Annotated in this window: 12 protein-coding genes and 1 tRNA gene; 5 read left to right on the top strand and 8 right to left on the bottom strand. The window is 60.8% G+C overall.

Features of this window, described 5'->3' with window-relative positions:
• Positions 1–29: 29 nt before the first annotated feature.
• On the top strand, positions 30–845 hold the full coding sequence (gene suhB, locus LLJ08_RS05350; RefSeq protein WP_023446554.1) for a type III secretion system regulator SuhB: 816 nt from the start codon (positions 30–32) through the stop codon (positions 843–845).
• 65 nt (positions 846–910) lie between these two features.
• Here suhB and LLJ08_RS05345 read toward each other — a convergent pair whose 3' ends face one another.
• From LLJ08_RS05345 to queA, 6 genes are all read right to left on the bottom strand, one after another.
• Positions 911–1,444, bottom strand: coding sequence for a glycine zipper 2TM domain-containing protein (locus tag LLJ08_RS05345; protein WP_014819457.1), 534 nt, complete (start codon positions 1,442–1,444; stop codon positions 911–913).
• A 76-nt stretch (positions 1,445–1,520) separates the two neighbouring features.
• Positions 1,521–2,432: a protein translocase subunit SecF gene (gene secF, locus LLJ08_RS05340; protein WP_023444169.1), complete on the bottom strand. Its 912-nt coding sequence runs from the start codon at positions 2,430–2,432 to the stop codon at positions 1,521–1,523.
• A 12-nt stretch (positions 2,433–2,444) separates the two neighbouring features.
• Positions 2,445–4,313: a protein translocase subunit SecD gene (gene secD / locus LLJ08_RS05335; RefSeq protein WP_014819455.1), complete on the bottom strand. Its 1,869-nt coding sequence runs from the start codon at positions 4,311–4,313 to the stop codon at positions 2,445–2,447.
• 64 nt (positions 4,314–4,377) lie between these two features.
• Complete coding sequence (gene yajC / locus LLJ08_RS05330) at positions 4,378–4,707, bottom strand: preprotein translocase subunit YajC (protein WP_003296020.1); 330 nt, start codon at positions 4,705–4,707, stop codon at positions 4,378–4,380.
• A gap of 42 nt (positions 4,708–4,749) precedes the next feature.
• On the bottom strand, positions 4,750–5,865 hold the full coding sequence (gene tgt, locus LLJ08_RS05325) for a tRNA guanosine(34) transglycosylase Tgt (RefSeq protein ID WP_014819454.1): 1,116 nt from the start codon (positions 5,863–5,865) through the stop codon (positions 4,750–4,752).
• Positions 5,866–5,879: 14 nt separating this feature from the next.
• A complete protein-coding gene (gene queA, locus LLJ08_RS05320; RefSeq protein WP_014819453.1) occupies positions 5,880–6,929 on the bottom strand; it encodes a tRNA preQ1(34) S-adenosylmethionine ribosyltransferase-isomerase QueA in 1,050 nt (349 codons plus the stop codon).
• Between the two features lie 113 nt (positions 6,930–7,042).
• Here queA and LLJ08_RS05315 point away from each other — a divergent pair.
• The 3 genes from LLJ08_RS05315 (at position 7,043) to LLJ08_RS05305 (ending at position 8,432) form a co-directional block, all read left to right on the top strand.
• A tRNA-Leu gene (locus LLJ08_RS05315) sits at positions 7,043–7,129 on the top strand.
• A gap of 494 nt (positions 7,130–7,623) precedes the next feature.
• A complete protein-coding gene (locus tag LLJ08_RS05310) occupies positions 7,624–7,836 on the top strand; it encodes a cold-shock protein (RefSeq protein WP_003298189.1) in 213 nt (70 codons plus the stop codon).
• Positions 7,837–7,934: 98 nt separating this feature from the next.
• A complete protein-coding gene (locus tag LLJ08_RS05305; protein ID WP_014819452.1) occupies positions 7,935–8,432 on the top strand; it encodes an RDD family protein in 498 nt (165 codons plus the stop codon).
• A 78-nt stretch (positions 8,433–8,510) separates the two neighbouring features.
• Here LLJ08_RS05305 and lptG read toward each other — a convergent pair whose 3' ends face one another.
• Together lptG and lptF are read right to left on the bottom strand one after the other, a co-directional pair.
• A complete protein-coding gene (gene lptG, locus LLJ08_RS05300; RefSeq protein WP_228208390.1) occupies positions 8,511–9,572 on the bottom strand; it encodes an LPS export ABC transporter permease LptG in 1,062 nt (353 codons plus the stop codon).
• On the bottom strand, positions 9,565–10,686 hold the full coding sequence (lptF, locus tag LLJ08_RS05295; protein ID WP_014819450.1) for an LPS export ABC transporter permease LptF: 1,122 nt from the start codon (positions 10,684–10,686) through the stop codon (positions 9,565–9,567). Before lptF ends, lptG begins: the two co-directional genes overlap by 8 nt.
• A 267-nt stretch (positions 10,687–10,953) precedes the next feature.
• Between lptF and LLJ08_RS05290 the strand changes: the two genes are divergently transcribed.
• Positions 10,954–12,441, top strand: coding sequence for a leucyl aminopeptidase (locus LLJ08_RS05290; protein WP_014819449.1), 1,488 nt, complete (start codon positions 10,954–10,956; stop codon positions 12,439–12,441).
• The last annotated feature ends 17 nt before the right edge of the window (positions 12,442–12,458 follow it).

The following is a 12,458-nucleotide window of genomic DNA, read 5'->3' as shown; positions in this document are numbered from 1 at the left end:
GCTTTCTTTAATGACCAGGTAATTGATCCATGCAGCCCATGCTGAATATCGCGCTGCGCGCCGCCCGCAGCGCCGGCGAACTGATTGTCCGTTCCACCGATCGCCTGGATGCAATCTCGGTCAACGAGAAAGAAGCGAAGGATTACGTCACCGAAATCGACAAGGCCGCAGAGCAGAGCATCGTCAATGCGCTGCGCAAGGCCTACCCGAATCACGGCATCCTGGGCGAGGAAGGCGGACTGCTCGAAGGCAGCGGGGACGGCGCCGATTACCTGTGGATCATCGACCCGCTGGATGGAACCACCAATTTTGTCCGCGGCATTCCTCACTACGCCGTCAGCATCGCCTGCAAGTACCGCGGGCGCCTGGAACACGCGGTCGTGCTGGACCCGGTACGCCAGGAAGAATTCACCGCCAGCCGCGGCCGCGGCGCCGCCCTGAACGGCCGCCGCCTGCGCGTTAGCGCACGCAAGAGCCTGGACGGCGCACTGCTCGGCACCGGCTTTCCGTTCAAGGATGGCCAGATGGACAACCTGGACAGCTACTTGAAGATGTTCCGCAGCCTGGTCGGCCAGACCTCCGGCCTACGTCGTGCCGGCGCCGCAAGCCTCGACCTGGCTTATGTCGCTGCAGGCCGCTTTGATGCGTTCTGGGAGTTTGGCCTTTCCGAATGGGACATGGCTGCAGGCGCACTGCTGATCCAGGAAGCCGGCGGCTTGGTGAGCGATTTCAGCGGCGGCCATGACTTCCTTGAGAAGGGTCAGATCGTTGCCGGCAACACCAAATGCTTCAAGGCGGTACTGACCACCATCCAGCCGCACCTGACACCTTCTCTTAAGCGCTGAGAACGATAGCGGCATAAAAAAACGCCCCAACGGGGCGTTTTTTTGTTGCTGCACAATCGCTCAACTCACTGCTGCGATAGCGACAACTGTCCATCCTGCACCGGGATCTGGCTACCCGGATCACGATCCATGCGTACGCGACCCACCTTGCCGGCGAGGTCGTACTTCACGTCGTAGCCGACGATCTTGTCGTGCGAATCGGTTACCGTGCTGCAACGTGTTTCGGTAGTGGTATAGGTGCTGCTGGCCTGCATGCGGCCCTGCACCTGATTGCCTGCATAACCGCCACCGACCGCACCGGCGACCGTCGCAATTTTCTTGCCGGTACCGCCACCAACCTGATTGCCGAGCAGGCCACCAACCACCGCACCCACTGCTGTACCTGCGATGCGATGCTGATCCTGCACTGGTTTCTGCCGAGTCACCGCGACATCCTTGCAAACCTCTCGCGGAGTCCGAATGGTTTCCTTGATCGGCTCCACCGCCAGCACATCGGCGAATTTCGGCCCGCGATCAACCAGACTATAAGTAGCGAAAGCGCCGCCAGCCGTGGCGACCACCACTCCGAGCGCCGTACCGACCAACATGGACTTGTTCACTGTGACTTCCTCTTCCTTCGGGCTGCGCCCGTTCCGCAGCCTTGGACTCCTTTAGGCTGCGGAAGTTCGAAGAAGATCAGGGGCGCTCGTCCGCTTCCTCTTCCACCACTGGTGGAATCAGGTCGTCACGGGTGAGCTTCAGCCAGACGAGCAGCATGCCAGCGACATAGACCGACGAGTACGTGCCTGCCCCAACGCCGATCAACAGCGCCAACGAGAAGCCCCACAGATTCTCGCCACCAAAGACCATGAGCGCACCGACAGCCAGCAACGTGGATACCGAAGTTGCCATGGTGCGCAGCAAGGTTTGCGTCGTGGAGATATTGATGTTTTCCAGCAGCTCCGCCTTGCGCAGCATGCGGAAGTTCTCGCGGATCCGGTCAAAGATGACGATTGTGTCGTTCAGCGAATAGCCGATAACCGCCAGCACAGCGGCCAGCACGGTCAGATCGAATGATATCTGGAAAAAGGAGAACACCCCGAGAACGACGATCACATCGTGGAACAGCGACAGCACGGCACCGAGACCGAACTTCCACTGAAAGCGAAAGGCCACGTAGACCAGAATACCACCCAGCGCGAGCAGCATGCCCAGGCCACCCTGGTCGCGCAGCTCCTCACCCACCGCAGGCCCGACGAACTCGACTCGCTTGACGCTCACCGAGTTGGCACTGTCAGCGCCGCGCAATGCATCAGCGATGCGCTCTCCCAGCTGAGGATCGTCGCCCGGCATGCGCACCAGCACGTCAGTAGTCGCACCAAAGCTCTGCACTACAGCGTCGCCAAAACCGGATTGCACCAGCTGCCCACGCACCTGCTCGAGTTCAACCGGGCGCTCATAGCCGAGCTCGATCAGTGTACCGCCAGTAAAGTCCAACCCGAAGTTGAGCCCCTTGACCACCAGGCTCGCCAGTGACGCAACGGTCAGCACCACGGTCAGGGCGAAGGCCACATGGCGGACACCCATGAAATTGATTACGCGTTTCATCGTGCTAGCCCCTTAAATCCACAGCTTCTTGAGATCGCGGCCACCGTAGATCAGGTTGACCATGGCGCGCGTCACGATGATTGCGGTAAACATCGACGTCAGGATGCCGATCGAAAGGGTGACCGCGAAGCCCTTGATCGGGCCGGTCCCCATGGCGAACAGGATGCCGCCGACCAGCAGAGTGGTCAGGTTGCCGTCGACGATCGCCGAGAAGGCCCGATCGAAGCCTTCATGGATGGCGCGCTGGATCGACATGCCATTGGCGATCTCCTCGCGGATTCGCGAGAAGATCAGCACGTTGGCATCCACCGCCATACCCATGGTCAACACGATACCGGCAATACCCGGAAGGGTCAGCGTGGCATTGAGCATCGACATCAGGGCTGTCAGCACGACCATATTGAACAGCAGCGCAATGGTCGCCAACACACCGAAGAACTTGTAGATCAGCACCATGAAGATGGCGACGAAGAGGAAGCCCCACATGGCTGCCTGGACGCCCAGCTTGATGTTTTCAGCGCCCAGGCTCGGGCCGATGGTGCGCTCTTCTGCGAAGTACATCGGCGCCGCCAGACCACCGGCGCGCAGCAGCAACGCCAGCTCTGACGACTCGCCCTGGCCATCGAGGCCGGTGATGCGGAACTGGCTGCCGAGTGGCGACTGGATAGTTGCAAGGCTGATGATCTTCTTTTCTTCCTGGAAGGTCTCGACGCGCACTTCCTGCTCAACACCATCAACCGTCTGCCGCACATAGCGAGTCATCGGCCGCTGCTCGATGAAGATCACGGCCATGCTGCGCCCGACATTGTTGCGCGTGGCGCGATTCATCAGATCGCCGCCGTGGCCATCGAGCCGGATATTCACCTGCGGACGGCCATTCTCGTCGTAGCTGGCCTGGGCGTCGGTCACCTGATCACCTGTAATGATCAGTGTGCGCTCAAGCTGAACCGGCGGGCGGCCCTCTTCGCGGAACTCGAAGGTTTCGGTGGAAGCACGCGATGCATCTGAATCGGCAGCTAGGCGGAACTCGAGGTTCGCCGTCTTGCCGAGGATACGTTTGGCCTCGGCCGTATCCTGCACACCCGGCAGCTCGACGACGATCCGATTGGCACCTTGACGCTGAACCAACGGCTCAGCCACGCCGAGTTCGTTGACGCGATTACGCACCGTGGTCAGGTTCTGCTTGATCGAGTACTCGCGAATTTCCGCCAGCTTGGCTTCGGTCAGCGTCAGACGCAGCACGTACTGGCCGTTGCGTTCAGCGGACGTCAGCTCGAAGTCCGTAAATTCCTTGCGGATGAGCGATTGGGCGGCATCCAAGGTAGCCTCATCGGCAAAGCCCAACTGCACCGAATCCTTCAGATTCGGCAGACTGCGGTATCGCACACGCTCCTTGCGCAGCAGACTCTTGACCTCACCCTCGGAGACGTTCAGGCGCGTTTCAATTGCCTTGTCCATGTCCACTTCCAGGAGGAAGTGCACACCACCGGAGAGATCCAGACCAAGCTTCATCGGGCTTGCGCCAAGATTGCGCAACCAGTCGGGAGTCGTAGGCGCCAGATTGAGCGCAACTACGTAGGCGTCGCCGAGCGCGCGGCGCACGATATCTTTTGCCGGCAACTGATCATCCTGACGCTCGAGACGCACAAGGCCACCTCGGCCCTGCTCGTCCAGGGACGCAGACTTGACCGCGATACCGCCATCCACGAGTGCTTTGCTGATGCGCTCGAGGTCTGCCTCGCCGATCTCCTGCGATGTGCTGGCACCGGTAACCTGAATCGCCGGGTCATCCGGATAGAGGTTGGGCGCAGAGTAAATAAAGGCGATCGCGAGCACTGCCAGAATCAGCAGGTATTTCCAGAGAGGGAATCTATTGAGCATGACGCAGCCCGTTTAATGAACGCGGGGCGCCTTGCGCGCCCCGTCGATATTGAATGAAGTCAGCTCAGATGGCTTTCAGTGTGCCCTTGGGCAACGTTGCGGCGATCGCTACTTTCTGGAACTTCAGCTCAACGTTGTCGGACACCTCGATCACCACGAAGTCATCGGCGACCTTGGTGACCTTGCCAGCGATACCGCCGGAAGTGACCACTTCGTCGCCCTTCTGCAGGCCGGCGATCAGGTTCTTGTGTTCCTTGGCACGCTTGGACTGGGGACGCCAGATCATCAAGTAGAAGATGACCAGAAAACCGACCAGAAAAACCCACTCGAAACCAGTACCAGCAGGACCAGCAGCAGCCTCCTGGGCATAGGCGGCGGGAATCAGAAAGCTCATGTAGCACTCCTGTTGCAGAAAGGATTGTTTTGTTCTGGCACGTCACGCAAGCGGCGGCGTTGGCAGACCGCGCTTGGCATAAAAGGCGTCGACAAAGGCCGCCAATGTACCCTGTTGAATGGCGTCGCGTAAACCAGCCATAACCCGCTGGTAATGCCGCAGGTTATGGATGGTATTCAACATGCTACCCAGCATTTCGCCGCATTTATCCAGATGATGCAGATAAGCGCGGGAGAAATGTTTGCAGGTGTAACAGTCACAGCTCGGATCCAGCGGAGAGTCGTCGTGTTTGTGAACGGCGTTGCGGATCTTGATCACACCGCTATCAACGAACAGATGCCCATTTCGCGCATTGCGCGTTGGCATCACGCAGTCGAACATATCGACGCCGCGCCGCACACCCTCGACCAGGTCCTCCGGCTTACCCACCCCCATCAGATAGCGTGGCTTATCCGCTGGCATCTGTGGCGGAAGGAAATCCAGCACACGGATCATCTCTTCCTTCGGCTCGCCAACCGAAAGGCCGCCAATCGCCAGGCCGTCAAACCCGATCTCGCAAAGCCCTTCCAGCGAGCGCATGCGCAAAGATTCGTGCATACCGCCCTGAACAATGCCGAACAGCGCAGCCGGACTGTCGCCATGGGCGACCTTCGAGCGCTCGGCCCAGCGCAGCGACAGTTCCATCGAACGCCGCGCCACGTCCTCGTCAGCGGGATAAGGCGTGCATTCATCGAAGATCATCACGATATCCGAGCCCAGGTCACGCTGGACCTGCATCGACTCCTCCGGCCCCATGAAGACTTTTGCGCCATCTACCGGAGAGGCGAAGTAGACGCCCTCCTCCTTGATCTTGCGCATCGCCCCGAGGCTGAACACCTGAAAGCCGCCCGAGTCGGTGAGGATAGGCCCCTGCCACTGCATGAAGTCGTGCAGGTCCCCATGGCGCTTGATCACTTCAGTGCCAGGGCGCAACCAGAGATGGAAGGTGTTGCCCAGAATGATCTGCGCTCCGATCGCCTCGATGTCACGTGGCAGCATGCCTTTGACGGTACCGTAAGTGCCCACTGGCATGAACGCCGGCGTCTCGACGGCGCCGCGCGGAAAGGTCAGACGTCCGCGGCGCGCCTTGCCATCGGTGGCAAGCAGCTCGAAGGACATATGGCAGGAGCGAGTCATTGGGTTTCCTCGGGGCCGCGCGGTGCGGGATTGCGGGTGATGAACATGGCATCGCCGTAACTGAAGAAGCGATAACGCTGAGCCACCGCTTCGGCGTAGGCCGCCATGGTCTCCGGATAACCGGCGAAGGCGGAAACCAGCATCAGCAGCGTGGATTCAGGCAGATGGAAATTGGTGACCAGTGCATCCACCACATGAAAGCTCTTGCCTGGGTAGATGAAGATATCGGTGTCGCCACTGAACGGCTTGAGTTCACCATCGCGCGCCGCCGTCTCCAGCGAACGCACGCTGGTGGTACCGACAGCGATCACGCGCCCACCACGGGAGCGACAGGCCGCCACCGCATCGACGACATCCTGGCCGACCTCCAGCCATTCGCGATGCATGTGATGCTCTTCGATACGCTCCACGCGCACCGGCTGAAAGGTGCCGGCGCCGACATGAAGGGTAACGTAGGCCGTTTCCACGCCAGACTCACGCAGCGTCTGCAGCAGCGCCTCATCGAAGTGCAGTCCTGCGGTCGGCGCAGCCACGGCACCGGCGCGCTGCGCGTAGACGGTCTGGTAACGCTCGCGGTCGGCGGCGTCGTCAGGCCTGTCTATATAAGGAGGCAATGGCATGTGCCCGATGCGCTCGAGCAACGGCAGAACATCCTCGTCGAACTCGAGTTCGAACAGCGCATCATGCCGGGCGATCATTTCCGCTTCGCCGCCGCCATCGAGCAGGATCTTCGATCCGGCCTTGGGCGACTTGCTGGAACGGACATGTGCCAGAACGCTGCGATTGCCGACTACCCTTTCGACAAGGATTTCCAGCTTGCCGCCGGTAGCTTTCTGACCGAAAAGGCGCGCTGGGATCACCCGGGTATTGTTGAACACCATCAGATCGCCAGGCCGCACATGGTCCAGCAGATCGGCGAAGTTGCGATGCGAGAGCTTTCCCGTTTCGCCTTCGAGCACCAGCAGACGACTGGCGCGCCGCTCCGCCAGGGGATGTCGTGCGATCAGGGCATCGGGCAGCTGGAAGAAAAAATCGGCAACTTGCATGGATCGGAGGTCGGGACGCGGAAAGGGCGCAAATCTTATCCGAAACACGTCGACCTGACCACGCCAAGCGATTGACCACCCCGTCGCGCATCCCTATACTGCGCGCCCACTGTGCCTCGATGGCGGAATCGGTAGACGCAGCGGATTCAAAATCCGCCGTTGGTAACAACGTGAGAGTTCGAGTCTCTCTCGAGGCACCATCAGTGAATCGCTACAACGCAGCCAAGCTGCATGCTTAGCGAAACGGGTAACCGGATCGCCTGCAAATCTAACGCCGTAGCGAAGCTTCAAAGCGCACCAGCCGCATGCAAGCATCCAGACAATCTGGATCGGCAGCACGGCAAGCAACGTCAGCTACATCGCTTTTCCTCAGACTGACACTCGATATCGATGCAGTCGACTCGTGGCATTGCCTCTCTCGCAACAGCGAATAAGGCGAGTCAAAGCCACGTCAAAAAGCGCCAAATGGCGCCGCCTGGACAGGCAAATTCTATGGCTCCGAGGGGTTGGCATTCCCTGGCGAGTTATCGTAGAGTGTGCCCACTGTGTTTGCATGGGTCGCTGTTGAATCGTGACCTGGTGCAGTAGATCTTCAGATCCGCTACTCCGCTCGACTCTCTTACTCCTTGCAACCAGTTCCAGCTTCCTGCTCTGCGGGGGCAATTCTACTTTTGAGTTTCAAGGATACAAAGACATGTCGAATCGTCAGAACGGTACCGTCAAGTGGTTTAACGACGAGAAAGGTTTTGGTTTCATCACTCCCGAGAGCGGTCCGGATCTGTTCGTGCACTTCCGCGCGATCGAAGGCAACGGCTTCAAGAGCCTGAAAGAAGGCCAGAAAGTCAGTTTCGTCGCAGTGCAAGGTCAAAAGGGCATGCAGGCAGACCAGGTTCAGATCCTAGGCTAAGCCTCTTCTCCGAAAAGCCCCTGATGGCAACATCAGGGGCTTTTTTATGCGCGCAATTCCGTAGAATGCGCCGCCCACCTCTTTGATCGAGACACCCAATGCGCAGACACCTGCTCAGCCCGCAGGGCCAGTTTCCCGCCGCCGGCCTGGTACGCCGGCTTGCTGCAATGTTCTATGACAGCCTGCTGTGCATCGCCTTGATGATGGTGGTGACACTGCTCTATCAGCAAGTGCTGCTGCGACTGCTCTACGGCAGTGAACAGCTGCAGCAGCTCGCGGATGCCGGCCGCCTGGACATCGACCCCCTGCTCTCGACGCTGCTGCTGTTCAGCCTGTTCGGCTTTTTCGCCAAGTTCTGGACCCACAGCGGCCAAACGCTGGGCATGCAGGTCTGGGGCATCCGGATCCAGAATGCAGACGGAACCGCCATCGATCTTTGGCAGGCGCTTCTGCGTTTTCTGATCGCACTGGTTTCGCTGCTGTGCCTGGGCATGGGTTATTGGTGGATGCTGCTCGACAAACAGAACCGCACTTGGCACGACATGTACTCGGAGAGCCAGGCCGTTCAGCTACCGAAGAACATTCACAAGAAGTGACTTTGCTCTGCGCACCGAGCCAACACTGACCCAAACCTTGTCGACAGCGCCTCCGGCGGTTCGCGCCGGAGGCACCCGTCATCCCGCCCGACGCAGCAACCAGGCACCGATGAGTGCACAGATGCCCGCTGGCAGCACCACCGCAAGCAACGGCGAGAAGCCGAACACCTGGCTAGCCGGCCCGAGCAAATCCTGAATAATGCGGAACACGAAGCCGACCACTACGCCGGTAAAGATGCGCTGACCAAGCGTGACCGAGCGCAGTGGCCCGAAGATGAACGAGATCGCCAGCAGCACCAGCGCAACGGTGACGGCCGGCTGCAGCACCTTGGTCCAGAACGCCAGCCAGTAACGACCGTTGTTCAACCCCTGCTCGCCCAGGTAGTGGATATAGCGCCACAAGCCGGTGATCGATAGCGCTTCCGGCTCCATCACCACCGTCCCGAGTAGCTGCGGCGTCAGCTGAACATCCCAGCGTTCCTGCGGCGTGCGCACCACCTCGGTGTGATCGCCGCGAAAATGGGTGGTCGAGATATTCTCGAGCAGCCAGTGATCAGCCTGATAGCTGGCGCGACGGGCAAAACTGGACGACAGCAAGCGGCGATCTTCATCGAAGCGATAACGTGTCACCCCCACCAGCATGCCGCCGGGCTGCACGGCGTTGACGTGCACGAACTCGTTCTCCTGCCGGTGCCACAGGCCGCGTTTGCTGCTCTGCGCCTCGCCTGCGCCCTGCGCCAGGGAGCGCCGCGCCTGGGCGATGTCCTCGGTCGCTGGCGCAACGTACTCACCGATCAGAATGCCGGCAATGAGCAGCACCAGCATCGGCTTCATCACCGCCACCACGATGCGCCCCAGCGAGACACCAGCCGCGCGCATGATGGTCAGCTCGCTGCTGCTGGCAAGCGTGCCAAGGCCGATCAAACAACCGATCAGTGCCGCCATAGGCAGCATTTCATACAGACGCCGAGGCGACGTCAGCAGCACGTACTGCAGGGCATCGCCCAGCCCGTAGCTGCCTTCTACATCACTCAATTCATCGATGAACGCGAATAGCAGAGCCAGACCCACGATGATGCCGAGGACAGTCAGAATCGCGAGAAAGACATGGACTCCGATGTAGCGATCCAGCTTAACCACGAGCCACCTCCCGCTGCGCACTGCCCTTCTTCATCCGCAGCCTGATCGGCTCCCAGTACAGCATCAACAGGCCTATCGCCAGGAACAGCCCGTGCACCCACCAAAGGCCCAGCGCCATCGGGATTCGCCCCTTGTCCAGCGCACCGCGCACGGCGATCAGCAACGCGAGGTAAGTCATGTACAGAAGGATCGCCGGCAGCAGCTTGAGAAAACGCCCCTGCCGCGGATTCACCTTGGCCAGCGGCACCGCGAGCACGGTAACGACGAACACCAGCAACGGCAATGAGAAGCGCCACTGCAGCTCGGTGCGATGACGGATGTTGTCGCTGCCGAGCAGCTCCCGAGTCGGCAGCGCCTCACGTTCGCTCAGCTCCATGCTCACTTCCGGCTTGGGAAGCAGCACGCCATAGGTGTCGTACTGGATGGCGCGGTAATCGGCCTGCCCCGGGTTGCCGTCATAGCGATAGCCGTTTTCCAGAATCAGATAGCGACTGCCATCGGGCTGGACTTCCTGCCGTCCGCTCTCGGCAACCAGCACCGACAGCCCGCTTTCCTTTCCGGTCTGACGCGAGACATTGGTTTCGGAGATGAACACCCCGCCGAGCTCGCTGCGGTCAGCCGACAGTTCGCGGGTGTAGGTTACCCGTGAACCGCCGCGCAACGTCTGAAAGCGCCCCGGCACCAGCGTGTCGAACTCGGTCAGGGAGTCCTGCTGATTGAGGATACGATCCACCTCGGCGATGCCCTGCGGCGCCAACCCCAGGCTCAGCCAGCCCACCACGACCGCCACCAGGGCGGCGGGCGCCAGGCTGTAGACCAGCAGCCGGCGCTGGCTCATGCCCGTGGCCGAAAGCACGGTCATTTCGCTTTCCAGATAGAGGCGCCCGTAGGCCAGCAGAATGCCGAGAAACAGTCCGAGCGGGAGGATCAGCTGCAGAAAGCCGGGCAGACGAAAGCCCATGATCAGCAACAGCACCCCTGGGTCGAGCAGTCCCTGCGCAGCCTGCGCCAGATACTTGATGAAACGGCCACTCATGATGATCACCAGCAGCACGGCACTGACCGCGCTCATGGTGACCAGCAGCTCTCGGGACAGGTAACGAAAGACGATCAAACCAGACACTCCAGGGTTGTCAGGCTCTGGCGGCAACGCTCAAACTAGCCGCCAGTTGCCGGCCCGCCGGAGCGGGCCGTTGGAAATTGGGTAATGACGCACCGAGCGGACGCGGACCGCAGCGCCGAAACAATCGCCGAAGCATCGACGATTGCAACGTTTCTAGCCTAGCGCAGTCGTTAGCAACGACCGAACAGGCGAACCACCGGAAAAATAAGCCCGGCATTATCATGCAAACCCGACTCTTTGTCTTGGGGACACCACGTCATGGAATTTGTTGTCAAAAGCGCCAAAGCCTCCACCCAGAAGACCGCCACCCTGGTTCTGCCGCTCGGCGATGACTGCCTTCTCGGCAGCGTCGCGCAGAGCGTAGACAGCGCCAGCGGCGGCGCGCTCAGCACTGCGCTCAAGCGTGGCGACATCCAGGGCAAAGCGGGTCAGACCCTGCTCTTGCATGGCCTGCCCGGCCTCAAGGCTGAGCGCGTACTGCTGGTCGGGATCGGCAAGGTCGACGAACTGGACAACCGCCAGTGGCGCAAGATCGCCAATGCCGCACTTGCCGCAATCAAGGGTCTCGGCGGTGCCGATGCGGCCTTCGCCATGCAGGATGTTCAGATCAAAGGTCGCGACAATTACGGCCGCACTCGCCTGCTGGTGGAAATCCTTGCCGACGGCCAGTACGTGTTCGATCGCTTCAAGAGCAAGAAAGCCGACCCGCGCGCTCTGCAGAAGATCATCCTCCTGTGTGACAAGAGCGAGCAGCCCGACGTGGAACGCGCGACCCGCGAAGCCTCGGCGATCGCCAGTGGCATGGCCTTCACCCGCGACCTCGGCAACCTGCCACCGAACGTCTGCCACCCGACCTACATCGCCGAACAGGCAAAGCAGATGAGCAAGGCCTACAAGGGCCTGAAGGTCGACGTGCTCGACGAGAAGAAGCTGCGTGATCTCGGCGCCGGCGCCTTCCTCGCGGTTTCCCAGGGCAGCGACCAGCCCGGCTGCATCATCGTCATGCAGTACAACGGCGGCAAGAAGGGCGAGCAGCCGTATGCCCTGGTGGGCAAAGGCATCACCTTCGATACCGGTGGCATCAGCCTCAAGCCGGGCCAGGGCATGGACGAGATGAAGTACGACATGGGCGGAGCCGCCAGCGTACTCGGCACACTCAAGGCCGTGCTGGAGCTGCAGCTGCCGATCAACCTGGTCTGCCTGCTGGCCTGTGCCGAGAACATGCCCAGCGGCGGCGCCACCCGCCCGGGCGACATCGTCACCACCATGAGCGGTCAGACCGTGGAAATCCTCAACACCGATGCCGAGGGCCGTTTGGTGCTGTGCGATGCGCTGACCTACGCCGAACGCTTCGAACCGCGCGCGGTGATCGACGTGGCCACGCTGACCGGCGCCTGCATCGTCGCCCTGGGCAGCAACACTTCCGGTCTGCTGGGCAACAACGACGCCCTGGTGCAGCAACTGCTGCAGGCTGGCGAGAACGCTGCCGACCGCGCCTGGCAGCTGCCGCTGTTCGACGAATACCAGGAACAGCTGGACAGTCCATTCGCCGATATCGCCAACATCGGCGGCCCCAAAGCAGGCACCATCACGGCTGCCTGCTTCCTCTCGCGCTTCACCAAGAAGTTCGCCTGGGCGCACCTGGATATCGCCGGCACCGCCTGGACCAGCGGCGGCAAGGAAAAAGGCGCCACCGGCCGGCCCGTGCCGCTGTTGACCCAGTACCTGCTGGACCGGGTCAACTGAGATGCACCTGGCCGTCG

Origin of the sequence: Stutzerimonas chloritidismutans (assembly GCF_020783375.1) — a bacterium.
Lineage (GTDB): Bacteria > Pseudomonadota > Gammaproteobacteria > Pseudomonadales > Pseudomonadaceae > Stutzerimonas > Stutzerimonas kunmingensis.
The sequence above is the reverse complement of the archived record's forward strand: the minus strand, read 5'-3'. Positions and strand labels throughout refer to the sequence as shown.

Coding starts and splice junctions, on each gene's coding strand:
- LLJ08_RS05305 (WP_014819452.1), top strand. CDS start 7,935: ATGCGCAGACACCTGCTCAGCCCGCAGGGCCAGTTTCCCGCCGCCGGC.
- tgt (WP_014819454.1), bottom strand. CDS start 5,865: ATGTCCTTCGAGCTGCTTGCCACCGATGGCAAGGCGCGCCGCGGACGT.
- yajC (WP_003296020.1), bottom strand. CDS start 4,707: ATGAGCTTTCTGATTCCCGCCGCCTATGCCCAGGAGGCTGCTGCTGGT.
- LLJ08_RS05310 (WP_003298189.1), top strand. CDS start 7,624: ATGTCGAATCGTCAGAACGGTACCGTCAAGTGGTTTAACGACGAGAAA.
- suhB (WP_023446554.1), top strand. CDS start 30: ATGCAGCCCATGCTGAATATCGCGCTGCGCGCCGCCCGCAGCGCCGGC.
- LLJ08_RS05290 (WP_014819449.1), top strand. CDS start 10,954: ATGGAATTTGTTGTCAAAAGCGCCAAAGCCTCCACCCAGAAGACCGCC.
- secF (WP_023444169.1), bottom strand. CDS start 2,432: ATGAAACGCGTAATCAATTTCATGGGTGTCCGCCATGTGGCCTTCGCC.
- secD (WP_014819455.1), bottom strand. CDS start 4,313: ATGCTCAATAGATTCCCTCTCTGGAAATACCTGCTGATTCTGGCAGTG.
- queA (WP_014819453.1), bottom strand. CDS start 6,929: ATGCAAGTTGCCGATTTTTTCTTCCAGCTGCCCGATGCCCTGATCGCA.